The sequence below is a fragment of the Kineosporia corallincola genome (assembly GCF_018499875.1).
In the GTDB taxonomy this organism is placed as follows: domain Bacteria; phylum Actinomycetota; class Actinomycetes; order Actinomycetales; family Kineosporiaceae; genus Kineosporia; species Kineosporia corallincola.
On the sequence record NZ_JAHBAY010000005.1, the window covers coordinates 56,493 to 82,009 of the forward strand.

Sequence of the window (25,517 nt, forward strand, 5' to 3'; positions counted from 1 at the left end):
TCATGAATGACGACGACGTGGTGGACGAGATGCGAGAGGCACTTTCGGACGTGCGGATGCACCGCCCGGTCGAGCTGATCGTGAAACGGGGCCGGGCCCGCCGGCGTCACCGCACCCTGCTGGGCACCGCCGTCGGCGGGCTGGCCGGGGCGGCGGCCCTGGCACTGGCCGTGCCGGCGATCACCGGGAGCGGCAACGGCAACGGTCAGTCCTCGGCCCAGGCCGGCGCGCCGGCCACCGCCGAGCCGCTGCCGTCCCTGACACAGACAGCGTTCACGCTGGTCAGGCAAGGTGACGGCGCGGTGAAGCTGACCCTGGACCCGGATCAGCTGCTCGAGCCCTCCGCCCTGGAGAAGGCGCTGAAGCAGGCGGGCGTCGAGGCCACGGTCAGGACCGGTGCCTTCTGCGAGCCGAAGAAGGGCGAACTACCTCAGGCAGCCGACGTTTTCGGTGTCGGCGCGCGCCCCGGTGACAGCGGGGAGTCCCGTGAGTACGACCTGGTGATCGACGCGGCGGAAATGCCCGCGGACAGCCAGGTGTACATCAGCGTCTTCCCGGTGACACCCGGTGACGGCTACGCGAAGACGGCCCAGTACCTGGTCGCGCGGGACGCGGCGATGAGCTGCCGTTCCATGCCCTGATCCGCTCCGTCCAGACGAGAACCTTCCCGCAGAGGAGAAACATGCACCCGAGAAGGCACTGGGCCGCGCTGGCCGCAGTGGGGGCCACCCTGGCGGCCGTCGCCGGGACCGTCCCGGCGGCCGGCGGCGCCGCGGCCAGGACCATGACATCGGCGGCATCAGCGGTTTCGGCCGCTCCCGTCAGTGTCACGCTGATCACCGGTGACACCGTCACCGTGACCGAGCACGGCACCAGCGTCCAGCGCGCCCCCGGACGCTCCGGCGTCCGGTTCGTGCGCGCCACCACCGACGGTCACCAGTACGTCATCCCGTCCGACGCGCTGCCGCTGCTGCGTGAAAAACAAATAGACCAGCGTCTTTTCGACATCACGCTGTTGCAGAACTTCGGATACACCGGCACCCAGGACCCGCCCCTGCTGGTGCAGTACGCCGAGAACGGCAGGAGCAAGGCCCGCACAGCACTGACCGGTGAGGCCCGGATCGAGCGTGAGCTCCCCCGGGTCGGCATGATGGCGATCCGCCAGAAGAGCACTGTTCAGGACGGCGTGTGGAACGCGCTGACCAGCGGTGCCACCGGTAGGCGAGCCCTGCGGTCGGGGATCCGGCGGGTCTTCCTCGACGGCCGGATGCAGGTCGCCGACGACGCCAGCAGCACGCAGATCGGCGCCCAGCAGGCCTGGGACCGGGGCCTGGACGGCACCGGTGTGACGGTCGCGGTGCTCGACAGCGGTATCGACGCCACCCACCCGGATCTGGCCGGCCGGATCACCGAGAGCGCCAACTTCACCGACACGACCGACACGGACGACGACAGCGGCCACGGCACGCACGTGGCGTCCATCATCGCCGGCAGCGGCGTCAGGTCCAGCGGCAAGTACCAGGGTGTCGCGCCGGGCGCCAAGCTCGCGATCGGCAAGGTGTGCGACGGCTGGTGCCCCGAGTCGGCCGTCCTGGCCGGCATGGAGTGGGCCGCGCCGCTGGCCTCGGTGATCAACATGAGCCTGAACGGTTACGCGACGGCCGAGCCGGACCCGATCTCGCTGGCGATCCCGGAACTCTCGCAGGAGTACGGCACGCTCTTCGTGATCGCGGCGAGCAACACCGGCGCGCAGGGCGCCGGGACGGTCCAGTTCCCGGGCGACTCCCCCGACGCGGTGACCGTCGGGGCGGTGGACGGCAACGACCAGGTGGCCGCCTTCTCCGGGCGCGGCCCGACCGGCCCCGACGAGCTGATCAAGCCCGACATCACCGCGCCCGGCGTCGGTATCGTCGCGGCCCGCGCCGTCCACGGCACCCTGGGCACCCCGGTGGACGACGGGTACGTCGCCATGGACGGCACCTCGATGGCGACACCGCATGTGGCCGCCGCCGCGGCGATCCTGGCCCAGGAGCATCCGGACTGGACGCCGCAGCACCTGAAGACGGCGCTCATGGGTTCGGCACACCCGACCCCTGACACCAGCGTCTTCACCCAGGGCGCCGGGCGCCTCGACCTGGGCCGTGCGGTGACACAGGAGGTTTCGGCCGACGAGGGCAGCCTGAGTTTCGGGCGGCAGGAGTGGCCCCACACCGACGACGAGCCGATCACCCGAGCGCTCACCTACCGCAACAGCGGAAAGGAGCCCGTCACCCTGAAGCTGAGCATGCAGGGCGACACCGGCACATTCTCCGCCGGTGACACCGAGCTGACCGTCCCGGCCGGTGCGACCGCGTCCACCACCGTTGTCGCCGACACGAAGACCGGTACCGACGGGCTCAAGAGCGGCTACGTCGTGGCCACCGGCGCCGACGGCGTCAGTGTGGTCACGCCGGTCGGCATCGACCGCGGTGCCGAGACGCACGACGTCTCGATCAGCCATCTGGGTCGCGACGGCCAGGCCGCCACGAACTACTACACCTCGCTGATCGGCCTGGACGGGACCGGCACGTACCAGTTCTACGACGGCGTGGAGACCGAGACCCACAACGTCCCCCGGGGCACCTACGGCCTGGTCTCCACGATCTTCGGTGACGACGGCACGACGAGCATGGTGGTCGACCCGTCCGTCACGGTCGACGACACCAGGACGATCACGGTGGACGCCCGCACGGCACAACCGGTGAGCATCACCCCGCCGCGCACAGACGCGCGGCAGGCCGCGGCTGCGGTCGGTGCCTTCTGGGCGATCAGCGGGGGCGGAACAGCCGGATGGTGGGCGGACTCACTGACACCGGGCGACCTCTACACCGCGCAGATGGGTTCCGGCGCCGGCAAAGACGGTTTCGTCAGCGAGATCACCAGCACGTTCGCGCAGTGGAAGAACGACGAGGAGGGCTTCGCGGACAGCCCGTGGACGTACGACACGGCCTACGTCGGTGAGGGCACCTTCCCCACGGGGTTCGTCAAGAAGATCGAGCAGTCCGAGCTCATGACCGTGGAGCAGACCTTCGCCCGGGAGGCGGACGGCGCCACCGGTGTGGCCTTCAACCTGCCCGTGGTTCAGGGGAACCAGGGCAACGCCCCCGCCCTGACCTTCTCCCTGCCCTTCCGGCGCACCGCATACCTGGGCGGCACGGCCGGGACGGTCACCTGGCAGAACCTGTTCCGGCAGAACGGCGAGGACGGCCCGCTCACCATGACCACGAAACCGGAGCTACCGATCCAGGCCCGGAAGTCGTTGCAGCAGTCCTGGAACGCAGCGGTCTTCGCGCCCTCGGCCACCGACGGCACCTCCGGGGCGAGCCGTGACGGCGACCGGATCACCGCCGCCGTGCCGATGTTCACCGACGGCACCGGCGCATCGGTCGAGGTGCTGGCGGACACCACCTCCCGCTCGGCGCTGTACGCCGACGGCGTCCTGATCAAGGAGCTGGACACCGACCACCCGTCGTTCCCCGTGCCGACCGCCGCGACCGCCTACCGGCTGGAGATGAGCACCACCCGCACCGCACCGTTCCGGCTCAGCACCACCGTCGGAGCGGTCTGGACCTTCACGTCGCAGCACGGGGACACCGAACTCCCGCTGTCCACGGTCCGTTTCAGCCCTGCTTTGGACAGCCGGAACGCGGCACCGGCGGGCAGGTTCAGCATTCCGGTGACGGTGGTGCACGCCTCCGGCACACCGGCGAACCAGACCCTGACGGCGCAGTTCTCCACCGACGACGGCACGACCTGGAAGAACACGACCGTCAGCGGATCCGGCGACCGGAGCACCCTCCAGGTCACCAACCCGGCGTCCGGGTTCGTGTCCCTGCGGGCCGTCGCCACCGACGCGAGCGGTGACACAGTGACGCAGACCGTATTGCGGGCCTACAGCGTCCGATAGCCGATCGAGGGACGGCGGGGAGTCCCGTGCGTACGACCTGGTGATCGACACCGCGGCCATGCCGGCTGACAGCCAGGTGTACATCAGCGTCTTCTCGGTGAAACCCGGGGCCGGTTACGCGAGGACGGCCCCGTACCTGGTCGCGCGGGACGCTGCGATGAGCTGCCGCTCCATGCCCTGATCCGCTCCGTCCAGGTGAACCCGTCCATCGATGCGGGGCGGAGTCCGTCCGCCCCGCGGAGGAGAAACATCCGCCCGACCGGAGCCGATCTGGGCCGACCCGCCGGGCACGGTCGCCTGCGCAGGACCATCACCCCGCCGCCGCACGGATGACGCCGGTGGGGTGATGGCCGTCGTGGTCGTCCTGAAGGTCAGCGGGCCAGCCGGCGCCGGGCCAGCTCCACCAGCAGAGCCGCGTGCTCGTCGAGACGGGAGTCGTCGAAAACGGCGCGCTCCGAATGCATCGGCCCACTGCTGCCGTCGGCCGGGCTCACCCCCAGGAAGACCAGGGTGCCCGGAACCTCTTCCAGCACATAGGCGAAGTCCTCCGAGGCCATGCCCGGGAACGGTAGCCGTACCACCCGGTCGCCGTACAGCTCGTCCAGGGTTCCCAGGACGAAGCCGGTTTCGCCGGGATCGTTGACGGTCACCGGGTAGGAGTCGATGAACTCCGTCTGCACCGAGCAGCCGTGCGCCTCACCGACCGCGGTGAGCAGTACGGGCAACTGCGTACGGACGCTGGTGAGCGTCTCGCGCGAGAGGGCCCGGATGTTGATCTCGAGTTCCACCGAGCCGGCCAGCACGTTGCTCGCGGCCGAGTCCGACCTCAGCCGGGTGACCGACAGCACGGCCGGGTCGCTGACCGGCAGCCGCCGGGCCGCGAACGACTGCACCGCCAGGATGATCTCGGCCGCGACCGGCACGGGATCGACGGCGTGGTGCGGGAAGGCCGCGTGGCCACCGGTTCCGGCCACGCGAAGCCGAAGAGCGCTGGCACTGGCCATCATCGGGCCGGGCCGGGTGACCGCCTGACCGGCCGGGGTCACGCAGTCCACGTGCACGGCGTAGGCCGCCACCGGCCGCTCGCCCGCTGCCTCCAGCACGCCCTCCTGAAGCATGAGCCGGCCTCCGGCGAAGCCTTCCTCGCCCGGCTGGAACATGAAAACGACGGTTCCGGTCAGGTCTTCGCGACGCCCGGCCAGCAGCCTGGCCGCGCCGACCAGCCCGGCCATGTGCAGGTCGTGCCCGCAGGCATGCATCGCCCCGTTGGTGGAGGCGAAGTCCAGGCCGGTGGCCTCGGTCACCGGCAGGGCGTCCATGTCCGAGCGCAGCAGCACCACCGGGCCGGGCCGGCCGCCCCGCAGCACGGCGGTCACCGAGCTGAGCCCTTGCCCGGTGGAGATCTCCAGGTCCAGGCCGTGCAGGGCCTCGAGGACGGTGGCCTGGGTGGCGGGCAGGTGCAGGCCGACCTCGGGCTGCTGGTGCAGGGCGCGGCGCAGGGCGACGAGGTCGTTCATGCGCCGGTCTTCTCGCCGAGCCGGGCCAGCGGGCCGGCCGCCTTGACCGAGACCTTGACGGTGGGGTGGTCGGTGTAGGTGACGGGGGTCTCCAGAATGTCGACGATGCTCACCCGCAGGGGGTCGGCACCGGCGTGGATGGCCTTGGCCACCGCGGCCTCGCTGGCCTGGGCCACGGCCGCCTCCCGGTCGTGCAGGCTGCTGATCTGGTCGGCGCGCCCACCGGCCAGCGAGATGGCCGCGCCGACGGCGTTGGCCACGTCCCCGTGCTCGGGCCGTAGTACCTGCCCGGCGCCGGGCAGGCCGTCCGGCACCAGGAACCCGCCTCCGCCCACCACGACCAGGGGCAGGTCGGCCCGGCCCAGCGAAAGCCGTTCCACCGCGTCCTCCAGTTGCTGGCGGGCGTCCTCCAGGGCGGTCTTGAGCAGGGCGCTGGTGACCGGCGGCAGCGACGGCAGCGAGCGGCCCCCGACCACGGCGCCGGCCAGGGCGGCCGCGTCGGTCAGGGTGGGGGTGCCGCCACCGAACAGCAACGCCTGCTCGGTGATCCGGTGCCCCACCGAGCCGGGCCCGACCGCGCCGGTGCGCGGGTCGACGGTGGTGCCGCCGCCGATGCCCAGGCTGAGGATGTCAGGCATCCGGAAATTGGTTCGCACACCACCGATCTCGCGGGGCAGGGTGGACTCGCGGGGGAAGCCGTTGACCACCACGCCCAGGTCGGAGGTGGTGCCGCCGACGTCCACCACGATCGCGTGCTCGGCGCCGGACAGGTGCGCCGCGCCCCGGATCGAGTTGGCCGGGCCCGAACCGATCGTGAGCACCGGGTACTGGGCGGCGTAGTCCAGCGACATCAGGGTGCCGTCGTTCTGGGCGAAGAAGGTGACCGCGTCGATGCCCTCCTCGGCCACCACGGTGACCAGTGCCTCGGTGACGGAGCGGGCCACGCTGTAGAGGGCGGCGTTCAGCACGGTGGCGTTCTCGCGCTCCAGCAGCCCGGTCGGGCCGATGTCCTGGCTCAGGAACACCCGGGTGTGCGGGCCCAGGTGCTCGCGCACCAGCTCGGCCACGGCCAGTTCCTGCTCAGGTGAGGAGGGGCTGAAGATGCCGGTGACCGCCACCGCGTCGAAACCCTCGGTCCGGTCGAGGAACCGGCGGATGCCGTCACGGTCGAGGGGGGCGATCGGGGTGCCGTCGACCATGTGGCCGCCGCCGACCATGGCCGAGCCGGCCAGCACCAGGCCGGCCAGGCCCTTCGGCCAGCCCAGCAGGGGCGGGTACTCGGTGGCGGCCGGGGCGCCGAGCCGGATCGCGGCCACCCGGTCGAGGTCACGGCGGGCCACGATGGCGTTGGTGGCGTGCGTGGTGCCGAGCATCACCCGTGACACCCGGGAACGCTGCTCACCCAGCTGGGCCAGCACCGCCGCGATCGCCGCCCGGATCCCGCCGGTGACGTCGTCGCTGGTGGCCTGCTTGGTCGAGGCCAGCACCCGGCCGGCGCCGTCGATCACCACGGCGTCGGTGTTGGTGCCGCCGACGTCGACGCCCAGGGACAGGTCGCGGTTCATCGGGTGGTCTCCTTGAACGGGACGTAGGTCAGGTCGTAGCCGAAGGCCTGCGGGCCGGCCAGTTCCAGGCCGCGTGGGGTGCGCCAGATCGGGTCGCAGGCCCACGCCAGCACGGCCACCCGCTGGCCGTAGCGGAGCATCTCGGTGGTGATCGCCTGACCGGTCTCGGCGTCGATCACGGTGACGTTGTCCGGCACGCTGGCCAGCACCTCGCCGTCCTCCAGGACCACCAGGTTCTCGTTCTGTAGCTCCAGGCGCTGCAACCGGCCGCGGTCGGCGCCGGTCCCGGCGATGGTCACCGAGCCACGGGCGAACCCGTCCTCGGTGCGCCGGTCCAGGTCCGTGATCTTGCCGGTGAGCAGGATCGAGCCGCCCAGCTCGGCGGCCACCGCGGCGACCGGCTCGGAGGCCGACAGCAGGGCGTGCCCGACCCGGATCGCGGCGCTCACCGTGCCCTCGACCACCGCCCCCCGGGCGGTCTCGGCGGTCATCGGGTAGTGCGCGCCCAGGCAGATCGAGCCGCTGGCCACGGTCAGGGCACGGGCGTGCCGCTCCAGCCAGTGCAGGTCGATGGTCTTGATCACCGACACGTTGCCGACCACGTCACTGAGGATCGCGAAGTCGCAGGGCAGCCCGGCCACGTTCATCGAGACCATCGCGGCACTCGGGAAGGCGCGGCCCATCCCGTCCGCATCGAGCAGTTTCAGGCCCAGGCGAGAGGCCCAGCCGACCGGGCTGACGCCGTTGCTGCCGCCGATCTCGGCCGCCATCAGGGCGGTGATCGGGCGGCCGGCGGCGGCCTGCGCCTCCCGCACCAGCAGGTCGATCTGGTGCCGGGACGAGAGCATCTCGATGCCGACGGTGGGGGCGCCGATGCCGGACATCAGCATCACCAGGTCGTCCGGGCCGAGCTCGTCGACCGTGACCAGGGGCACCGGGCCGTTCTCGAGCAGCACCTGCTCGGCCACGACCTGGGCGGTGTGCACGGCTCCGCCGCCGCCGGTGCCGAAGATCGCCGCACCGGCGGCCAGGGCCGCGACGTCCGCGGCCGCGACCTGGGCACCCGCAGAGGCTGGGGAGGTAGGAGGCATGAGCATCACGATAGGAACCTTGCCGCTGCCGCCCTATGGTTCCGCGGTCCAGAGAATCTGTTCATACTGTGGCCGTGGCACAAGTGACGATCGCGGACCTGGCCGCCCAGGCCGAGCGCCTGGGGCTCGTACTCAGCGCCGGCCCGGCCGGTGAGCAGGTGGTGGCGCGGGTCGAGGTGGCCACCCTGGAGCGGCTGGACAGTGCGCCGGCCGGTGCTCTGGTGATCGTCCCCGGTGACGCTCCCCCACCGCCCTACCGTCTCGACGTGGCGCTGCGGCAGGCCAGCGCCCGCCAGGTGACCGCCCTGGTCTTCACCACCGGCCTGACGCTGCCCACCACCGCGCGGATCCTGGCCGAACGCGGCGGCGTCACGGTCTTCGCCGCGCCCACGGTGCGCCCGGCCGAGCTGGCGATGACGGTGGACAGGCTGCTCTCGGCCGGTGCCTCGGAGGCGATCATGCGGGCCGGGCACGGCATCGCCAAGGCCTCCGAGGCCGCCGCCGAGGGCCTGCCGGAAGACATCCTGGCCGCGGCCAACCGGGCGCTCGGCTCGGACCTGGTCCTGGTGCACGACCCGCACGTGCTCTGGTCGGCGACCGATGCGGTCTGTGTGGGCGAGGTCCCGATCGGGCGCCTGGCCGGGTCGGAGCTCGACCCCGCGGTGGCGGTGGCCCGCCCGGTGATCGCCTCGCTGATGTCCCGGGCGGCGCAGCGCCGCATCAGCGACCGGTTCGCGCCCACCCAGTCGCGGGCCGACCTGATCGTCGAGCTGATCCTGGCCGAGTCCTCGCGGGTGGAGGGCTTCGTGGCCCGCGCCGCCCGGCTGGGCCTGCCCCTCCAGCTGTCCCACGCGGCAGGCTGGTTGCGGCCCACCAGCCTGATCACCCCCGAGGCGCGGGCCCCACGCAGCGTGCAGCCGGCGGTCGAGCTCTTCGCCCTGCAACTGGCCGAGGAGCGCCCGGAGATGTGGCACGTGGCCTTCGTCCAGGACGACCTGATCCTGGTCTGCACCGAGGAACACGGCGCCGGCGACCACCAGCGCCGGCTGCGCGAGGTGGCCGAGCGCGTGCAGGCCCATGCCCAGAACCTGGCCGGCCCCGAGTGGGCCTACACCCTCGGCCTGGGCACCCCGCAGCTGGGCGCGGGCGGCCTGCGCTCCTCGGCCGCCGAGGCCCGCATCGCCGCCGAGTCTGCCGTCGCCGCAGGGCGACTGGGCAGCGTCGAGCTGACCGACGTCACCGGGCTGCGGCGGGTGCTGCTGGACGTCTACGCCTCACCCACCAGCCGCAGTCTGCTGGCCGACATCCTGCGCCCGCTCGACGCCCTGGGCCCCGAGCGGGCACACACCTCCGTGGTGACGCTGCTTTCCTACCTCTCCCACGGCAAATCGCTGGCGCACGCCGGACGGGAGCTGAACCTGCACCCCAACGCCGTCGGCTACCGGCTCAAGCGGGTGCGCGAGGAACTCAAGCTCGACCTGGACGACCCGGACACCCGGTTCGCGCTCGAACTGGCCTGCCGGGTCAGGCTACTGGGGGCCGTCCGACGCTGAGCCGATGCCGGCGGTCCGCGACAGCACGGCGACGAACTCGGGCCACAGCTGGCGGGGTATGTCGTGGCCCATCTGCGCGTACAGGTGAATCTCGGCCTGCGGCAACAGTTCGGCGAAGGCCGTGGCCGCGCTGTGGTGCAGGACCTGGTCGCGCATGCCGTGAATCACCACCGCCGGGATGTTCAGGCCGCGCAGCTGCTCACGCCGTTCCAGGGGCCCGCGCAGCATCGCGTTCCACTGCCGCACCAGACCGTCGGGCCGGTAGATGCGCCGGTAGTAGTGGCTGCCCAGGGCGGCCGACTCCTCGGCGTCGAACGGGAATCCGGGTGACTGGTAGTGCTTCTGGCCGCCCACGAACATGGTGACGTAGGCATCGTGGTCGAGCAGCTCGGGCGCGGCCGTCACCGGCTGCCCGTCCCCGTGCTCACCCACCAGGAACTCGGGCGCGCTGGAGGGCGAGGTCGACATCAGCCCCAGGCTCGCCACCCGCTCGGGGCGGCGGATCGCCACCAGCTGCGCGATGAATCCGCCCATCGACATCCCGGTCAGGTGGGCCTGCTCGATGCCCAGGTGATCCAGCAGGGCGATCACGTCGTCGGCCATGTCGATGAGGTCGTAGTCGGCACTCAGCTCGTCGGGGCCGCCGGTCTGCTGCGACAGCCCGACGTCGCGGTTGTCCGGGCGCACCACGAAGAAGCCGGCTTCCACCAGCAGCGCCACGAAGTCGTCGGACCAGCCGATCAGCTGGGCCCCACCACCGTGCAACAGCACCAGCGCCCGGTGCGACGCCTCGCCGTCGGTCTCGTAGTAGACCTCCACCCCGGCGGGGGTAGTGAACAGGGGCATCAGGCGTCCTTGAGATCGAGGGGCTGACCGATGACGGGGATACAGCGCAGCAGCTCACGGGTGTACGGGTCGCCCGGGTCCTGCAAAACGGTTTCGGTGGGACCGTTCTCGACGATCCGGCCGTTACGCATCACCGCCACGTCGTCGGCGACATAGCGCACGACGGCCAGGTTGTGGGAGATGAACAGCATCGTCAGGTTCAGGTCGGTGCGCAGCTCGCGCAGCAGGTTCAGCACCACTCCCTGCACGCTCACGTCCAGCGCCGAGGTGATCTCGTCGGCGATCAGCACCGCCGGTTCGGCGGCCAGGGCCCGGGCGATGGTGATCCGCTGTCGCTGACCGCCGGAGAACCGGTCAGGACGCTCGCCGGCCCGGTCCGGGTCGATGTGCACCAGCTCCAGCAACTGCCGGACGCGGGCCTGGCGCTCGGGCCCGCTCCAGCGCCGCCCGGTGGCCAGCAGTCCTTCGGCCACCGAGGTGCCCACCGGCATCCGCGGGTCGAGCGCGGCCAGCGGATCCTGAAAGACCAGCTGCACCCGGCGGCGCGTGCGCCGGGTCAGCGCGGCCCCGTCCAGGCGCACGGCACCGCCGGCGGCCCGTTCGAGGCCCACGGCCACCCGGGCCAGGGTGGACTTGCCCGACCCGGACTCGCCGACCAGCCCGAGCGTGGTGCCCGGGCGCACCACCAGGGACGCGTCGTCCACCGCCGGGTGCCCGCCGAAGCGCACGCTCACCCGGTCGAAGACCAGTTCACTCATACCGTCACCTCCTGCTCGGCCGGGGCCGCCTCGTCGGCGGCCACCCCGATCACCGGCAGCGGTTTCGAGCGGTCGGTGTTCATGTCGGGCACACAGGCGATCAGCCCTCGGGTGTAGGGATGCTGGGCCTTGCTCAGGTCGGCGGCGGCCAGCCGTTCCACCACCACCCCCTCGCGCATCACCACGATGCGGTCGCAGAACCCGCTCACCAGGGCGATGTCGTGCGAGATGAGCAGGATGGCGGCGCCGGTCTGCTCCCGGGCATCGTGCAGGGCCCGCAGCACCTGCCGCTGCACGGTGACGTCCAGGGCGGTGGTCGGCTCGTCGGCGACGATCAGCCGCGGCGAGCCCATCAGGCCCATCGCGATCATCACCCGCTGGCGCATCCCGCCGGAGAACTCGTGCGGCAGCTGCCGGATGCGCCGGTCCGGTTCGGGGATCTGGACCAGCCGCAGGGCCCGCAGCGCCCTGGCGACCGCCTCGCCGCGGCCCACCCCCGCGTGCACCTGGCTGACCTCGGTGAGCTGACGCCCCACGGACAGGGCCGGGTTCAGCGAGGAGAGCGGGTCCTGGAAGATCATCGCCTGCTCCAGCCCCAGCTGCCGGCGCTGCGCGGAGGTGAACCGGCCGGTCATGTCGATGCCCCGGAACAGCAGCCGCTCGCACTTCACCTGGGCCTGCGGCCCGAGCAGCCCGGCGATCGCCATCGCGGTGACCGACTTGCCCGAGCCCGACTCGCCCACCACGCCGACGACCTCACCGGGCGCGATGCTCAGGTCGACCCCGTGCACGCGCTCGATGAGGGAACCGTCGTCGGTCCGGAACGAGACCCGCAGGTCCTTCACGTCGACCACGGCGTCGCCGTCCGGCCCGGCCGCGGCCACCGCGCCGCTGCGGGCCGCCCGCACGGTGTGCCGCCGTTCCTGGCTGAGCATCTCGCCCAGCAGCGAGAACAGCACCCCGGTCAGGACGATCGCGATCCCCGGCCCGATCGCCGCCATCGGCTCACGGTAGATGTCCTTGGCCCCGGCGTTCAGCAGCCGGCCCCAGTCGTACTCCGGCGCCTGCACCCCCAGCCCGAGAAAGCTGAGCGCGGCGAACGACAGCAGGGTGACCGAGGCGTGGGCGGCCACGTTGACCACCAGCGGCGGCAGGATGTTGGGCAGCACGTGCCGGGCCGCCGTGCGTACCGGGTTGCTGCCCAGAAGCCCTGCGGCCCGCACGTAGTCGGTGTTGGCCACCGAGGCGGCCAGGGTGGAGACCAGGCGCGCGAACACCGGGATCCCGGCGAAACCGATGGCCAGCATCGCCCCGGTGGAGGTGGCTCCCCAGATCACCGAGAAGAACAGCGCCAGCAGCAGCCAGGGGAACGACAGCAGGATGTCGATCAGACCGGTGAGCAGACGCCGGGGCAACCGTGGCAGCACGGCCGCGGTCACCCCGAGCAGCACCCCACCGGCCACCGAGATGCCCACCGCGCCCAGCGTCAGCAGCATCGACAGCCGGGTGGCCACCACCACCCGGGCGAACAGGTCGCGGCCCAGGTCGTCGGTGCCGAACAGGTGCTCGAGGCCGGCCGGGGCCTGCCGGCCGGCGAGGTCGCGCTCGGTGGCGGCATCAGCGAACAGCACCGGGCCCAGCACCGCCGCCGCGACCAGGAGCAGCAGACCGGCACACACCGCAACACCCTGCGGAGTAACACGTTTCACGAATCAGGCCTCCGCAATCGCCGAGCGTGGGTCGAGAACGGCCAGGGCCAGGTCGATGACCAGGTTGGCCCCCAGCACCAGCAGCGCGTACACCAGCACCACGCCCTGGATCAGCGGGTAGTCCTTGGCGGTGATCGAGGAGACGATCATCGAGCCGATCCCCGGCACGGTGAACACGGTCTCGACCAGAACGGTGCCGGCCACCAGCCCGACCAGCACCACCCCGCCGGCGGTCAGGGCCGCGGCGACGATGTTGGGCAGGGCGTGGCGCAGGTACAGCAGGCGCCCGGGCAGCCGCTTGCTGCGCGCCGTGGTCAGGTAGGGCGTGTCGAGCACCCGGAGCATCTCCACGTGGACGATCCGGGCCAGATAGGCGAGCGGGCCGGCGGCCAGGGCGAGCACCGGCAGCACGGCCTCGGCCGGGGTGCCCCAGCCGGCCGGCGGGAACAGTCCCAGACCGATGCTGAGGGTCGCCACCAGCAGCACCGCCAGCAGGAAGTTGGGGACCGCCACGAGCACCCCCAGTACCCCGGAGACGCCCAGGTCGAGGATGCGGTGCCGGCCCGAGCGGGCCGAGACGGCGGTGGCCACCCCGAGCGGGAACGCCCCCGCCACCGCTACCAGGAACGCCACCACGGCCAGGGTGAGGGTGGTCGGCAGCCGTTCGGCCAGCATCGCGGTGACCGGGCGCTGCGAGGTGACCGACAGACCCAGGTCGCCGCGCAGCAGGCCACCGAGGTAGTCGGCGAACTGGGCGCCCAGGGGCTGGTCGATGCCCAGCTGCTCGCGCAGGGCGTTCACCGTGGCCACCGGGGCGGTCGGGCCGAGAGCGGCGCGGACCGGGTCGCCGGGGACGAACTGAACCATGAAGAACACCGCCACCAGCACCACCGCCAGGGAGACGGCGGCACGGGCCAGGCGACGCAGGAGGAAGACCAGCCGCGGCGCCCCCGCCCGGGAGCGGGACGGGGGCGCGACGACCGTGACAGGAGGGGCCGTGGTCACGTCAGCCCAGCATCCGGATGCTGGTGGGCTGGATCGAGCCGGTCACCTCGGCGGTGGCCCCGGCGAAGAAGATCGGCGACTCGGTCTGCGCCAGCGGGTACACGTCGGCCCGCTCGACCAGCTGTGCCTCGGCGTCCTGCCAGATCCCGCAGGCGGTCTGGGAGTTTTCGGCGGTGAAGGCCTTCTCGGCCAGGGCGTTGTACTCCGGGTTCTTCACCCCCATGAAGTTGTAGCCGCCCTCCTCCGAGGTGGCGCCGTAGAAGAACAGGCTCAGGACGACCGGGGTGCCCGGGGCGAGCTGGATGAAACCCGTGTCCCAGTCGTAGGTCTGGTACAGGTCGGTGGACCAGCCGGTGGGGTCCTCGGCGACCAGTTCGGTCTGCACGCCGATCTCCTTCCACTCGGCCTGCACCTCCTCGGCCGCGGCGGCGTGGCTGGGGGTGCCCGCGTCGTAGAGGAAGCGGATGCTCAGCGGCTTGCCGTCCTTGGCCCGCATTCCGTCGGCTCCGGCGACGTAACCGGCCTGCTCGAGCAGGGCGGCGGCCTTGCTCGGATCGCTGGCGGGCAACTGCCACTTCGGCCCGTCGGCCACGCACAGCAGGGGCGTCTGCACCACCAGCGACGTCATGTCGCTGCGGTACCCGTCGGTGACGATGTCGCCGACCGCCTCCCGGTTCAGCGCCAGGGTGAGGGCCTGACGCACGTTCTCGTCGGCCGTGGGCCGGTCGGAGCGCTCGTTGAACAGCATCTCGCCGATCGGGTTGGGCACACCCTTGCTGCTGTTTCCGGCCGCCTTCAGCCGGTCACGGTCGGAACCGGCGATGCCGGCCGCGTTCAGGCCGCCCGACAGCAGCAGGTTGGCGGCGGTGGACTCGTCGGTGACGACCTTGCCGACCACGGTGTCGGGCAGGCCCTCGGTCTGGCTGGTGACCCCGTCCGGGCCCCAGGTGTACCCGTCGCGCTTGGTGTAGGTGTACTCGCTGCCGGCCTGGGCCTTGGTCAGCTCGAACAGGCCGGTGCCGTTGGTGGCGTCCTTGAGCGTGTCCGGGTCGTCCAGGCCCTTCTGGCAGACCATCTCGACCGCCCCGGTGGAGGAGAGCAGGAACGGGTTGGTGGTCTTGCTGGTGATCGTCAGCTGGTTGCCGTCGGCCTCGGCCGACATGTCGGCGGTGATGTTCGAGCCGTTCCAGAATGTGCCGTTCTCGGCGTCGGCCTGGTAATTGATGTTGGCGGCGGCGGTGGCGGCGCTGAAGTCGCTGCCGTCGGAACAGGTGACGCCCTCCTTCAGGGTGTAGGTGATGGAGGTCGGCGTCTCCTTCCAGCTCTCGGCCAGCCAGGGGCGGAACTCGCCCTCGGCCGTGGTCTGCACCAGGGAGTCGTAGGCGTAGGGCACCAGGGCCCGCTGCACCAGGGACACCCCGGTGAGCGGGGACAGGCTGCCCGGGTCGTCGTTGAGGGCCAGGTTGAAGGTGCCGCCGGAGACGTAACTGGTGGACGCCGCCTCGGTCCCGCCGCCACCACCGCAGGCGGTGAGCACGAGAGCGGCGAGCGCGGAGGTGGCAGCCACCGCGTAGGCCGGAGAATGTTTCCTGGTCATTGCAGTCGTCCTCCGACTAGTTCGCTGGGACTCGATCTGCTGGGGGGGGGTGAGGGACCGCCGGGTCCATGTGTCGAGGCTAGGAAGCGCTGATACGCCGGACAATGTGCCGGGAAGGCAAAGAATCGGGCGGCATTGTGGCGAGGGACCAAAATCGCCTCACAGCAGCAGGGATGACAGCAGCAGGCTGGTCTCGGAGTTCAGCACACCCTCGACCGAGCGGATCCGGCCCAGCACCGCGTCGAACTCCGCCAGTGAGGCGGCCCGGATGTCGGCGACCAGGTCCCAGGCGCCGTTGGTGGTGTGCAGCGAGACGATCTGCGGCAGCCCACGCAGCTGCTCGATCACCTGGGCGGTGGCCCGGCCCTCGATCCCGATGAACGAGACCGCACGCACCTCGCCCACCGCCCCGTCCCGCACCCGGGCGGTGAACCCCAGGATGACGCCGCTGTCTTGCAGCCGCTCGATCCGCTGGGTCACGGTCCCCCGGGTGACGCCCAGGCGACGGGCCAGCGAGGCGGCCGGCTCACGGGCGTCGGCCCGCAGGGCGGCGACGAGACGGCGGTCCAGAGCGTCCATGCCAATTCCTCCTGGCGTCGGTCCCGGCGGATCGCCCGGTGACACCGGGCGATCCGCCGGAACGGGCCGGGCAGATCGCCCGGTTCGTCGATTGCCCGCCTGCGGCGGCGAAAACTACCGTTGGAACATGCATTTCGTGAGCGTGAGCAATATGGCCCAGTGGGTCGCGGCCACCGGGCCCGAGGCCGTCATCGCCGGGATGACCGACGCCCTGGAACGAGACTTCCGGCGCTGGCCACAGTTCGAGAAGACCCCGCGCCTGGCCTCGCACTCGGACGTCGGGGTGATCGAGCTGATGCCGACCACCGACGGCGAGCAGTACGCGTTCAAGTACGTCAACGGGCACCCGGGCAACCCCCGGCACGGCCTCCAGACGGTCAGTGCCTTCGGGGTGCTGGCCGACGTCTTCACCGGCTACCCCACCTTCATCAGCGAGATGACCCTGCTGACCGCGCTGCGCACGGCCGCCACCTCGGCCCTGGCGGCCCGCTGGCTGGCCCCGCGCGGGGCCGAGGTGATGGCCATGATCGGGGCCGGTTCCCAGGCCGAGTTCCAGGCCCTGGGCGTGCGCTCGCAACTGGGGGTGCACCGGCTACGGGTGTTCGACGTCGACCCGCAGGCCTGCACCAAGCTGGTACGCAACCTGCGGCCACAGGGTTTCGACGTCGAGATCGTCGACTCGCCCGCACAGGCCGTGCGCGGCGCGCAGATCGTCACCACCTGCACCGCCGACAAGGCCAACGCCACCGTGCTGCACCGGGCCGACGTCCACCCGGGGGTGCACATCAACGCGGTGGGCGGTGACTGCCCGGGCAAGACCGAACTCGACCCGGCGATCGTGGCCGGCGCCGACGTCTTCGTCGAGTACCCCGAGCAGACCCGGATCGAGGGTGAGATCCAGCTCCAGCCGCCCACTTTCCCGGTCACCGAGTTGTGGCGGGTGATCGCCGGCGAGCGCCCGGGCCGGGTAGGCCCGGAACGCACCACGGTGTTCGACTCGGTCGGTTTCGCGATCGAGGACTTCACCGCCCTGGCCTACGTGCGCGAGGCGGTCACCGGCACCCGGTTCGCCGAGCAGATCGACCTGATCGCCGGCCCGGACGACCCGAAGGACCTGTTCGGCATGCTCGGCAGCCCGGTCCCGGCCTGATCCACCGGGGTCGCCGAGGCGGCCGGGCTCCCGGTCGGCAGCCCGGCCGCCCGGCCGCGGCTCAGCCGGTGCTCTCGGGCACCCGGACGGAACTGCTCACCCGCTCGGCCAGTTCCAGGTTGCGGTAGGGCCCGGGCCCGCGCAGCGCCGCCACGATCCGCTCGCGCACCGCCGCGGGCTTGTCCTGGCTCATCTTGTTCTTGGCCTCGAACCGGCTCACCCGCATCCGGAACCCCACGGTGCCGCGCACGATCCGCTCGGCGTAGGCCTCGTTGGCCAGGGTGGCCCGCATCCGGAACGGGTTGGGCAGCGGATCCTCGAAATGGTCCACCAGCCGCTCCAGCTCGCGCAGGTTCTCGGCGTCGCTCAGGATCTCCGGCACCCCGTAGGCGTGCACCACCTCGAAGTTCCAGGTCGGCACGCCGACCGGCAGGTCGTACCAGCTCGGCGAGACATAGCCGCTGGGCCCGTAGAACACCACAACCAGCTCGTGCCGGCCCAGTTCGTGCAGCAGTTCGTCGGGTCGGCCGACGTGGCCGACCAGCACCAGCTCGTCCTCCCCCTCACCGCCCTCGAGCAGCACCGGGTAGTGCGAGACCACCAGCCCGGCCGAGGTGTGGCTGATCATCGTGGCCCACGGGTGGGCGGCGATCAGCCGCCGCACCTCGGCGACCTCGGGCACGGCGTAGGCCGGGGTGTGCCGCATCACCGGCTCCCGGTCAGGGTGTCGTGCGTGAACCGGCCCGCCAGCAGGGTCGCCGCCACCGGCAGAGACCGTAGCTGGCTGGCCGTCACCGCGAACGGGTCGGCCTCCAGCACCGCCAGATCGGCCACGTCACCGACTCGTGGGCGCAGCCGCCCGCGCATGCTGGAGGCCAGCGCCACGTCCAGCGGCAGACACTGCTCCGGATGCCACGGTTCACGCTCGTCACGACTGCGGGAGGTGGCCGCGGCCACCGCCTGCCACGGGTCGAGCGGGGCCACCGGCGCGTCGGAACCGAAGCGCAGCGTGGCCCCGGCACGGTGCAGCGAACCGTAGGCGAACGCGCGGCCGGTGCGCCCGGCCCAGTGCCGGTCGGCCACGTCCCGGTCGTCCATGGCGTGCTCGGGCTGGATGCTGGCGACCAGGCCGAGCCCCGCGAACCGGGCGAAGTCCTCGTCACCGACCAGCTGAGCGTGCTCGATGCTGCCGGGCAGGCCGAGCTCGGCGAAGATCTCGATGACCTCGGAGTTGGCCCGGTCGCCGATGGCGTGCACGGCCGCCCCGATACCGTGGGCGGCGGCCCGCTCCAGCAGCTCCCGCAGTTCCTGCGGGCTCACCGTGGCCACCCCACAGCCGTGCACGAGGTCATGCTCCAGACCCGGGTACGGGTCCCAGCACAGTGCCGTGCGGGTGTTCAGCGAGCCGTCCACCACCACCTTGAGCCGGCCCATCGTGATCAGCCCCTGTGGTTCCAGCAGATCACCGGTACGGTGACCGTCCGCGATCGCCGCCGCCAGCCGCTGTGGCCAGACCGCCACCTCGACCCGCAGGGCGTCCACCCCCTGCGCGACCCGGGCCGGCCAGTCGGCGATGTTGTCCTCGTTCTCGAACTCCACCACGCCCACCACACCGCGACGGGCCGCCGCCTGCGCCGCCGCCGCGTACTGGGCCACGGTGGGAGGAGCCGCTTCCACCAGACGACGGCCGGCCTCGAACCAGGCCGCCTCCCGCACCAGTCCCGACGCGTCCGGACGGGCACCGAGCCGGGCAGCGGCCGCCGTGTTCATCCACGCGCAGTGCAGGTCGCCGCTGATCAGCACGACCGGCACCGTCCCGGTGACCGCGTCCAGCCCGGCCAGCGTGGGCGGCTGCGACCAGGTGCCGTCACGGAACCCGTACCCCGACAGGAACTTTCCGGTCACGCCGGGGAGCGCGCGGCGGACCGCCTCCAGCACCTCCGCCGCACTCGTGGTGCGCGTCAGGTCGAGCCGTGACTGCTGGATCGTCCACTGGGTGAAATGCAGGTGCTCGTCCCACAACCCGGGTACCAGGACCCGGCCGTCGAGGTCGGCACCGGCGCCCGTACCCGGTGCGCTGCCGGCCGGGCCGATCGAGGAGATCCGCCCGTCGGCGACCACCACGTCCACCAATTCTTCGCTCTGTAGCAGACGCGCGTTGCGCAACCAGACTTCACTCATGCCGCACCCACTGCCTCCGGGGCCACGAAGGCCGAGATGTCATCACTGGTACTGCCGTCGAGCGCGAGCTCGGCCAGCACCCGGCCGATCGCCGGGGCGAACTTGAACGCGTGACCGGCCCCGAGGGCCACCAGCACATCGGGATGACGCTCCAGCGGGCTGATCACGAAGTTGCGGTCGGGGGTGATCGCGTACTGGCAGGTGAGTGTGCGCAGTACCTCTCCGCTGCCGGGGACGGTGCGCCGCATGAAGCTGCTCAGCTCCTCCAGCAGGGCCGCCGAGGGGGCGAACGTGCGCTCGGCCGGGCTCATCACGTTGTTCGACAGGTCGCGGGCGGCCTTGACGGTCGGCTCACCGTAGGTCGGGAAGCCGTAGAAACACTCCTCGTCCTCCCAGATCCACACCGGGAAACGCTCCCGGTCGAACTGCCCCGGATCGGCCGGCCGGAAATAGGTCACCTGCTCCTGCATGGTGATCAACGGAATCCGCGCACCCAGCGGCTCCAGCAGCGTGTTCGTCCACGCGTCGGCGGCCAGCACCACCTTGCCGGCCAGCACGTCACCGGCCGGAGTGTGCACGATGACCCCGCCCTCGGTGGGCGTCAGCCGCTGCACCGGGGTGCGGTCGCGCAGGCTGGCCCCGTGCATGCGCGCGTGCATCTGAAACGCCGCCACCGACCGGGAGGCGTGCACGATGCCGGAGTCGGCCGTGTACACCGTCTCCACGTCCTCGCCGAGCCGGAACTGCGGCCAGCGCTGCGCCACCTGCTCCGGCGAGAGCAGCTCATAGGGCACCTGCGCCGCGCCCAGGCTGGTGGCGAAGTCACCGGCCGAGTAGGGGCCGGCCTTGGGGATGAACACCAGGCCGCCGGTCAGGGTGACCAGGTGCTCGCCGGAGTCCTGTTCGAAGGCCGCCCAGTCGCGGTAGGCCGACTGGGCCAGTCGCACGTAGGGTTCCGAACCGTACGACGTGCGGATGATGCGGGAGGTGTCGTGCGAGGCGCCGCGCACGTGCCCGAGCTCGAACTGCTCGAAGGCGACCACGCGGGCGTTCTTCCGGCTCAGGTAGTAGGCGGCGGCACTGCCCAGCGCGCCCAGGCCGACCACGGCCACGTCGAACGTCTCCATGAAATCACTCCTTCTGTGAGAACTACAGAACCTTGGCCAGGAACGCCTGGGTCCGGGGATGCTGGGGGGCACCGAGAACCACTGCTGGCGAACCGCTCTCGACCACCACACCGTCGTCCATGAACGTCACCGTGTCGGCCACCTCACGGGCGAAGGCGATCTCGTGCGTGACCACCACCATCGTCATCCCGTCGGCGGCCAGCGCCCGCATCACGTCCAGCACCTCCCCCACCAGCTCCGGGTCCAGCGCCGAGGTCGGCTCGTCGAACAGCATCAGCTGCGGGCGCATGTTCAGCGCCCGGGCGATCGCCACCCGCTGCTGCTGACCGCCCGACAGCGACCGGGGGTAGGCGTCCGCCTTGTCGGCCAGGCCGACCCTGGCCAGCAGCTCCCGCGCCCGTTCCCGGGCCACGGCGGCCTTCTCGCGCCGCACCCGCACCGGCGCCTCGGTGAGGTTCTCCAGCACGGTCAGGTGCGGGAAGAGGTTGAACTGCTGGAACACCATGCCGATGTCGCTGCGACGGGCGGCGATCTCGGCATCCTTGAGCTCGTGCAGGCGCCCGTTGCGCTCCCGGTAGCCGACCAGTTCCCCAGCCACCCGGATGGTTCCGGCGTCGAGCTTCTCCAGATGGTTGATGCAGCGCAGAAACGTGCTCTTGCCCGAGCCCGAGGGTCCGAGCAGGCACATGACCTCGCCCTGGGCGACGGTCAGGTCGATACCCTTGACGACCGGGTTGCTGCCGTAACGCTTGTGCACGCCGACGGCCTCCACCATAGGAGTGGCACTCATCTCTGCTCCATTCGCCCGGGCTCACGCCGGCCCAGGAACACCGCCCGGAACGAGCGCTGCGGGGTGCGCAGATCACCGCGCCGGAAACGTCTTTCGAGATAGACCTGGCCGATCGTGAGCACGGTGGTCAGGATCAGGTACCACAGGCTCACCGTGATCAGCAGCGGGATCACCTGGTAGGTGCGCGAGTAGATGGCCTGCACCTGGAAAAGGATCTCGGGGATGGCGATCACGCTGACCAGCGAGGTGGTCTTCAGCATGGCAATGGTCTCGTTGCCGGTCGGCGGAATGATCACCCGCATCGCCTGCGGGAACACGATCCGGCGGAACACCTGACCCCTGCGCAGCCCGAGTGCCTGGGCCGCCTGGGTCTGTCCCGGATCGACCGACTGTAGCCCGGCCCGGACGATCTCGGACATGTAGGCGCCCTCGTTCAGGCCCAGCCCCAGGATCGCCGCCACGGTGGGGGTGATCAGCACGTTGGCGCTGCCGAAGGCGAACGTCGGTCCGGACGGAATGCCGATCGACAGCACCGGGTACAGCGCGGCCAGGTTGAACCAGAAGATCAGTTGCACCAGAAGCGGTGTGCCCCTGAAGAAACCGATGTACAGGGCGGCCGCGCCGGACACGACCGGGTTGTCCGACCGGCGGCCGACCGCCATCACCACGCCCATCGTGATCCCGGCCAGCATCGCCACCACGGTCAGCCAGATCGTGGTGACCAGGCCGTCGAGGACCTGCTCGTTGAAGAAGTAGCCGAACGCGATGTCCCACTGGAATCGCGGGTTGGTCACCAGTGACCGCACCACCAGAGCAGCCCCGGCCAGCAGCACCACCGTGGTGATCCACTGGCCGTAACGGCGCACCGGAACGACTTTCACAACAGAGGACGCCGGTGGGCGCCCCGCCGCGGTGGTCACCTCGGTGCCCGTCTCAGTCGGCGTCATCGGTGTGGACCTCCGACTCGGTGATCGCCCCGGATCCCACTCCCCACTTGTCCAGGATCTTTCCGTAGGTGCCGTCGGCGATCAGCTGGTTCATCGCCGCGGCCACCGCCTTCTCCAGCCCCGATCCCTGCGGGAAGGCGAAACCCCAGGTGCTCGGGTCGTAGTTCTCCTCCAGCACCTCGAACTGCCCGTTGGAACGCTCGGCCTGGTAAGCCAGCGGCCCGTAGTCGGACATCGTGGCGTCGGCGCGGCCCGAGGTCAGGGCCAGGGCCGCGTCGGCCGCGGTCGGATAGACCGAGATGTCCATCTCGTCCTGGCCTGCGGCCGCGCACTTCTCGGCAAACACCGGCATGTAGTCGTCGGCGTAGACGGTGCCCTTCTGCACGGCGATCTTGTGCCCGCACATCGAGTCCAGGCTCAGGCCGAGCGGATTGCCGACCGGCACGATCAGCGAGGTACCGCCGGAGAAGTTGCTGACGAAGTCCACCGCCTTCAGCCGGTCCTCGGTGATGCTGAACCCACCCGCGGCCATGTCCACCCGGTTGGTCTGCAACGCCGGGATCATCGCGTCGAACTTGATGTCCTGGAAGCTGATCTCCAGGCCGAGCACGTCACCGATCGCCCTCACCTCCTCGATATCCGCACCGGCGAGCGTCTTCTGGTCATCGGCGAGCAGGTAGAAGGGCGGATAGCCGGGACCGGCGGCGACGGTGATCTCACCGGCCGCGGCGATCTCGCCGGGCACCAGGGCGGCGATCTTCTCGTCGTAGGTGCCGGGCACGAAGTCGGAGCCGATCGCGGTCTGCGCCGCGACCGGGGCCGAACCGGCCGGATCACTGCCGCAGGCGCTCAGCAGGGTGGCCGTACCGAGGGCCGCGGCGACGGCGGCCAGAACTGACATTCTCACGAGAACTCCTTGCGGGCCGGGGAAGCGGGCGTGGAGGCACAGATATGGGGGACCTTCGGAACTGGATCCGAATGTCTGCGGACGCTATAGCAGCGTTCTCCGGCGGCGCGGACGTGGTAGGTATGGACCGCAATCCGAAGACAGAAGAATTGCCGATTCTGTGAACGGGGAAACAATGACCGCTCGCGTGTCGACCGCGTTAACAATGGTGCAAATGATCGCTGGGCGAGGGGATCCCACCGTGCCCGTCCCGGTCGGCACGCTCGCCCGCGACCTGGGCACCTCGCTCAGCCAGACCTCCCGGCTGGGCGCCGAACTGCACGGCCTGGGCCTGCTGGAGCCGGGCGAGGCCTACGGCACCTACCGGCTGGGCCCCGAGGCCGTCCGGCTCTCCGGCCGGGCCGCCGCGCCCTACGCCCGGGCGGTGCGCTATGCCCTCACCCTGGCTGCCCACCAGACCGGCGAAACCGCCTGCCTGGCAGCCCGCTGCGGCTCCGCCCTGCTGATCACCGCCATGGTCGAGTCGCTGTGGACCCTGCACGCACCCGCCGACCCCGGTGACGTCGTCGACGAACAGCACAGCGCGATGGCCCGGGCCGACCGCTCCCACCGCCCGCTGCCCGAAGACCCCGAACAGATCGACACCTTCGAGTCGACGATCGGCCGGTGCACCGAGATCGCCGCCCCGGTGCTCGGCCCGCAGGGCGAGAACGTGGCCGTGCTCGCCGTACGGCTTCCCGTGAACCGACTGGCACAGAACGGTTTCAGCGCCCACCGGGCCGTGCAGACCGCTCGGCGCAGCATCGAGAACGCGATCGCCCAGCATCTGAGCGCCCGCCGCCCGCTCACCGAGGCACCCGTCCGCGAGACCGTACCGACCGCGCCGACCGCGCTGCTGGCGTCCCTGTTCATCCTCCAGCACCTGGCCGCCGGGCCGGACAGCCTGAGCGGCACGGCCCGCGCGGTAGGCCTGCGGACCGACCGCGCCCAGCGCCTGGTGGACTCCTGTGTCCGGGCCGGCCTGGTCACCACCGACAACAAGCGCACCCGTTACCGGCTCAGCTGGGCCGTGCACGCCTGGCACCGCAGGGCCACGGTGCCCGCCCTGGAGCGGCTGGGCTCCCCCTTGGCCGCCCTCACAGCCGAGCGAACCCGGACCTGCGTGTTCCTCACGGTCTTGCACGGCATGCGCAGTTTCACGCTGGTGGAACACCTCTCGTCGCCCGGCGCGGGCCTGCGGATGTCCCCGTGGCGCGGCCGCGCCCACCCGATCATCGGTTCCGACGGTGGGCCGGTGCTGGTGATGGACCTCGAACTGCCCGAGATCGCCGAGCTCTTCCCACCGCGCTACTCCCGCCTGGAACGCGACCGGTTCCTGCGCCGGGTGCGCCAGGTCGTGCAGGAGGGCGCGATCTCGATGGAGCCGTTCGACGACACCGGCATGCAGTCGGTCGCCGCTCCGGTGCGCGACTCCAGCGGGGCCGTGGCCGCCGCCGCATGCCTGGTCGGCACCACCGAGTACTTCGCCACCGACGGAGCCCGGCTGGAAGCGGCCGTGCGTCAGCTCGCCGACCAGCTCTCGCAGCTGTTGCAGTACCCCTCGGCTCCGGGCTCCGGGCAGGACGTGCCGCGGCCCCTGCGAGAATGCCGACGTGAGCAGGAACCGTGAGCCGCGCCGTCCGGACGTCACCACCGTCGAGGCCGTGGGAGGTGTCGAGTCGCTGGGGCTGGAGCTGCACGAGCCCGACGAGCGGTGGGCGCGGATCTACCGGGAGCACCGCGACCGGATCCGGGGCGCTCTGGGGGCGGCGGCCATCGGGATCGAGCACATCGGCTCCACGTCCGTCCCCGGGCTGGCGGCCAAACCGATCGTCGACATCGTGGTGACGGTCGACGACATCACGGCCGAGGAGGACTATCTCGACGGGCTTCTGGCGGCCGGGTACGAGCTGCGGGTGCGTGAGCCGGAGCACCGCCTGGTGCGTACGCCGGCCCACGACGTCCATGTGCACGTCTTCGAGCACGACCATCCGGCGGTGGACGATTACCTCCTCCTGCGCGACCGGCTGCGCTCCGACGCGGACGACCGCGCCCTGTACGAGAACACCAAGAGGACGCTGCTGCGCCGGCAGTGGGACGACAAGAACGACTACACCCGGGCCAAGACGGAGGTCATCCTCGCGATCAAGGCCCGCGCACGGGAGGCCCGCGGGAAGTAGCCGTCGAGACGCCGAACCAGGACCAGCACC

Annotated in this window: 22 protein-coding genes; 7 read left to right on the forward strand and 15 right to left on the reverse strand. The window is 71.2% G+C overall.

Going from position 1 to position 25,517, the window contains the following annotated elements:
- The first annotated feature begins 2 nt into the window (after positions 1 to 2).
- From KIH74_RS13120 to KIH74_RS37675, 3 genes are read left to right on the forward strand one after another with little or no spacing between them, the layout of a single operon-like run.
- Positions 3 to 641, forward strand: coding sequence for a hypothetical protein (locus tag KIH74_RS13120; RefSeq protein ID WP_214156173.1), 639 nt, complete (start codon positions 3 to 5; stop codon positions 639 to 641).
- A gap of 41 nt (positions 642 to 682) precedes the next feature.
- Positions 683 to 3,946, forward strand: a complete 3,264-nt coding sequence (locus KIH74_RS13125) for a S8 family serine peptidase (protein WP_214156174.1) — start codon at positions 683 to 685, stop codon at positions 3,944 to 3,946.
- 58 nt (positions 3,947 to 4,004) lie between these two features.
- Positions 4,005 to 4,127: a hypothetical protein gene (locus KIH74_RS37675; protein ID WP_281417860.1), complete on the forward strand. Its 123-nt coding sequence runs from the start codon at positions 4,005 to 4,007 to the stop codon at positions 4,125 to 4,127.
- A gap of 190 nt (positions 4,128 to 4,317) precedes the next feature.
- Here the strand turns inward: KIH74_RS37675 and KIH74_RS13130 are convergent, their stop codons facing one another.
- Genes KIH74_RS13130 through KIH74_RS13140 form a run of 3 tightly spaced genes read right to left on the reverse strand, consistent with a single transcriptional unit; the run spans position 4,318 to position 8,119 of the window.
- Positions 4,318 to 5,463, reverse strand: coding sequence for a M20 metallopeptidase family protein (locus KIH74_RS13130; protein WP_214156175.1), 1,146 nt, complete (start codon positions 5,461 to 5,463; stop codon positions 4,318 to 4,320).
- Complete coding sequence (locus tag KIH74_RS13135; protein ID WP_214156176.1) at positions 5,460 to 7,028, reverse strand: hydantoinase/oxoprolinase N-terminal domain-containing protein; 1,569 nt, start codon at positions 7,026 to 7,028, stop codon at positions 5,460 to 5,462. The genes KIH74_RS13130 and KIH74_RS13135 overlap by 4 nt, the downstream gene beginning before the upstream one ends.
- Entirely contained in the window at positions 7,025 to 8,119 is a 1,095-nt protein-coding gene (locus tag KIH74_RS13140) for an S-methyl thiohydantoin desulfurase family protein (RefSeq protein ID WP_214156177.1), read from the reverse strand. Before KIH74_RS13140 ends, KIH74_RS13135 begins: the two co-directional genes overlap by 4 nt.
- Before the next feature lie 74 nt (positions 8,120 to 8,193).
- Here KIH74_RS13140 and KIH74_RS38565 point away from each other — a divergent pair, with 74 nt between their 5' ends.
- Positions 8,194 to 9,672: a PucR family transcriptional regulator gene (locus tag KIH74_RS38565; RefSeq protein WP_214156178.1), complete on the forward strand. Its 1,479-nt coding sequence runs from the start codon at positions 8,194 to 8,196 to the stop codon at positions 9,670 to 9,672.
- Here the strand turns inward: KIH74_RS38565 and KIH74_RS13150 are convergent.
- The 6 genes from KIH74_RS13150 to KIH74_RS13175 all read right to left on the reverse strand — a co-directional run bounded on the left by KIH74_RS13150 (position 9,649) and on the right by KIH74_RS13175 (position 16,166).
- Positions 9,649 to 10,518: an alpha/beta fold hydrolase gene (locus tag KIH74_RS13150; RefSeq protein WP_214156179.1), complete on the reverse strand. Its 870-nt coding sequence runs from the start codon at positions 10,516 to 10,518 to the stop codon at positions 9,649 to 9,651. The two genes, KIH74_RS38565 and KIH74_RS13150, sit on opposite strands and share 24 nt — an antisense overlap.
- A complete protein-coding gene (locus KIH74_RS13155; protein WP_214156180.1) occupies positions 10,518 to 11,276 on the reverse strand; it encodes an ABC transporter ATP-binding protein in 759 nt (252 codons plus the stop codon). Before KIH74_RS13155 ends, KIH74_RS13150 begins: the two co-directional genes overlap by 1 nt.
- The gene (locus tag KIH74_RS13160; RefSeq protein WP_214156181.1) at positions 11,273 to 12,955 is read right to left on the reverse strand and encodes a dipeptide/oligopeptide/nickel ABC transporter permease/ATP-binding protein; all 1,683 of its coding nucleotides are present in this window, start codon (positions 12,953 to 12,955) and stop codon (positions 11,273 to 11,275) included. Before KIH74_RS13160 ends, KIH74_RS13155 begins: the two co-directional genes overlap by 4 nt.
- A gap of 33 nt (positions 12,956 to 12,988) precedes the next feature.
- Positions 12,989 to 13,990, reverse strand: coding sequence for an ABC transporter permease (locus KIH74_RS13165; protein ID WP_214156182.1), 1,002 nt, complete (start codon positions 13,988 to 13,990; stop codon positions 12,989 to 12,991).
- Position 13,991: 1 nt separating this feature from the next.
- Positions 13,992 to 15,587, reverse strand: a complete 1,596-nt coding sequence (locus KIH74_RS13170; protein ID WP_214156183.1) for an ABC transporter substrate-binding protein — start codon at positions 15,585 to 15,587, stop codon at positions 13,992 to 13,994.
- A 159-nt stretch (positions 15,588 to 15,746) separates the two neighbouring features.
- Entirely contained in the window at positions 15,747 to 16,166 is a 420-nt protein-coding gene (locus tag KIH74_RS13175) for an Lrp/AsnC family transcriptional regulator (protein ID WP_214156184.1), read from the reverse strand.
- A 127-nt stretch (positions 16,167 to 16,293) separates the two neighbouring features.
- Between KIH74_RS13175 and ocd the strand changes: the two genes are divergently transcribed.
- Positions 16,294 to 17,316 carry an ornithine cyclodeaminase gene (gene ocd / locus KIH74_RS13180; protein ID WP_281417862.1) on the forward strand — a complete coding sequence of 341 codons (1,023 nt, stop codon included), beginning with the start codon at positions 16,294 to 16,296 and terminating at the stop codon, positions 17,314 to 17,316.
- Between the two features lie 61 nt (positions 17,317 to 17,377).
- Here ocd and KIH74_RS13185 read toward each other — a convergent pair whose 3' ends face one another.
- Genes KIH74_RS13185 through KIH74_RS13210 form a run of 6 tightly spaced genes read right to left on the reverse strand, consistent with a single transcriptional unit; the run spans position 17,378 to position 23,262 of the window.
- Positions 17,378 to 18,022 (reverse strand): FMN-binding negative transcriptional regulator, encoded by a 645-nt coding sequence (locus KIH74_RS13185; RefSeq protein WP_214156186.1) that lies wholly within the window; start codon positions 18,020 to 18,022, stop codon positions 17,378 to 17,380.
- Complete coding sequence (locus KIH74_RS13190) at positions 18,022 to 19,497, reverse strand: amidohydrolase (protein ID WP_214156187.1); 1,476 nt, start codon at positions 19,495 to 19,497, stop codon at positions 18,022 to 18,024. The genes KIH74_RS13185 and KIH74_RS13190 overlap by 1 nt, the downstream gene beginning before the upstream one ends.
- On the reverse strand, positions 19,494 to 20,624 hold the full coding sequence (gene solA, locus KIH74_RS13195) for an N-methyl-L-tryptophan oxidase (protein WP_214156188.1): 1,131 nt from the start codon (positions 20,622 to 20,624) through the stop codon (positions 19,494 to 19,496). Before solA ends, KIH74_RS13190 begins: the two co-directional genes overlap by 4 nt.
- Before the next feature lie 22 nt (positions 20,625 to 20,646).
- Positions 20,647 to 21,399, reverse strand: coding sequence for an amino acid ABC transporter ATP-binding protein (locus KIH74_RS13200; protein ID WP_214156597.1), 753 nt, complete (start codon positions 21,397 to 21,399; stop codon positions 20,647 to 20,649).
- Between the two features lie 11 nt (positions 21,400 to 21,410).
- Complete coding sequence (locus KIH74_RS13205) at positions 21,411 to 22,361, reverse strand: amino acid ABC transporter permease (RefSeq protein ID WP_214156189.1); 951 nt, start codon at positions 22,359 to 22,361, stop codon at positions 21,411 to 21,413.
- Positions 22,348 to 23,262, reverse strand: a complete 915-nt coding sequence (locus KIH74_RS13210) for an ABC transporter substrate-binding protein (protein WP_246572359.1) — start codon at positions 23,260 to 23,262, stop codon at positions 22,348 to 22,350. The genes KIH74_RS13205 and KIH74_RS13210 overlap by 14 nt, the downstream gene beginning before the upstream one ends.
- Before the next feature lie 247 nt (positions 23,263 to 23,509).
- Between KIH74_RS13210 and KIH74_RS38570 the strand changes: the two genes are divergently transcribed.
- Together KIH74_RS38570 and KIH74_RS13220 are read left to right on the forward strand one after the other, a co-directional pair.
- Positions 23,510 to 24,937 carry an IclR family transcriptional regulator domain-containing protein gene (locus KIH74_RS38570; protein ID WP_214156191.1) on the forward strand — a complete coding sequence of 476 codons (1,428 nt, stop codon included), beginning with the start codon at positions 23,510 to 23,512 and terminating at the stop codon, positions 24,935 to 24,937.
- The gene (locus KIH74_RS13220) at positions 24,921 to 25,487 is read left to right on the forward strand and encodes a GrpB family protein (RefSeq protein WP_214156192.1); all 567 of its coding nucleotides are present in this window, start codon (positions 24,921 to 24,923) and stop codon (positions 25,485 to 25,487) included. The genes KIH74_RS38570 and KIH74_RS13220 overlap by 17 nt, the downstream gene beginning before the upstream one ends.
- The last annotated feature ends 30 nt before the right edge of the window (positions 25,488 to 25,517 follow it).

Bases quoted from the DNA above. Each gene is read 5' to 3' on its own strand.
- KIH74_RS13120 (WP_214156173.1), top strand. From the start codon at position 3: ATGAATGACGACGACGTGGTGGACGAGATGCGAGAGGCACTTTCGGAC.
- KIH74_RS13125 (WP_214156174.1), top strand. From the start codon at position 683: ATGCACCCGAGAAGGCACTGGGCCGCGCTGGCCGCAGTGGGGGCCACC.
- KIH74_RS37675 (WP_281417860.1), top strand. From the start codon at position 4,005: ATGCCGGCTGACAGCCAGGTGTACATCAGCGTCTTCTCGGTGAAACCC.
- KIH74_RS13130 (WP_214156175.1), bottom strand. From the start codon at position 5,463: ATGAACGACCTCGTCGCCCTGCGCCGCGCCCTGCACCAGCAGCCCGAG.
- KIH74_RS13135 (WP_214156176.1), bottom strand. From the start codon at position 7,028: ATGAACCGCGACCTGTCCCTGGGCGTCGACGTCGGCGGCACCAACACC.
- KIH74_RS13140 (WP_214156177.1), bottom strand. From the start codon at position 8,119: ATGCCTCCTACCTCCCCAGCCTCTGCGGGTGCCCAGGTCGCGGCCGCG.
- KIH74_RS13150 (WP_214156179.1), bottom strand. From the start codon at position 10,518: ATGCCCCTGTTCACTACCCCCGCCGGGGTGGAGGTCTACTACGAGACC.
- KIH74_RS13155 (WP_214156180.1), bottom strand. From the start codon at position 11,276: ATGAGTGAACTGGTCTTCGACCGGGTGAGCGTGCGCTTCGGCGGGCAC.
- KIH74_RS13170 (WP_214156183.1), bottom strand. From the start codon at position 15,587: ATGACCAGGAAACATTCTCCGGCCTACGCGGTGGCTGCCACCTCCGCG.
- KIH74_RS13175 (WP_214156184.1), bottom strand. From the start codon at position 16,166: ATGGACGCTCTGGACCGCCGTCTCGTCGCCGCCCTGCGGGCCGACGCC.
- ocd (WP_281417862.1), top strand. From the start codon at position 16,294: ATGCATTTCGTGAGCGTGAGCAATATGGCCCAGTGGGTCGCGGCCACC.
- KIH74_RS13185 (WP_214156186.1), bottom strand. From the start codon at position 18,022: ATGCGGCACACCCCGGCCTACGCCGTGCCCGAGGTCGCCGAGGTGCGG.
- KIH74_RS13190 (WP_214156187.1), bottom strand. From the start codon at position 19,497: ATGAGTGAAGTCTGGTTGCGCAACGCGCGTCTGCTACAGAGCGAAGAA.
- solA (WP_214156188.1), bottom strand. From the start codon at position 20,624: ATGGAGACGTTCGACGTGGCCGTGGTCGGCCTGGGCGCGCTGGGCAGT.
- KIH74_RS13200 (WP_214156597.1), bottom strand. From the start codon at position 21,399: ATGGTGGAGGCCGTCGGCGTGCACAAGCGTTACGGCAGCAACCCGGTC.
- KIH74_RS13205 (WP_214156189.1), bottom strand. From the start codon at position 22,361: ATGACGCCGACTGAGACGGGCACCGAGGTGACCACCGCGGCGGGGCGC.
- KIH74_RS13210 (WP_246572359.1), bottom strand. From the start codon at position 23,262: ATGTCAGTTCTGGCCGCCGTCGCCGCGGCCCTCGGTACGGCCACCCTG.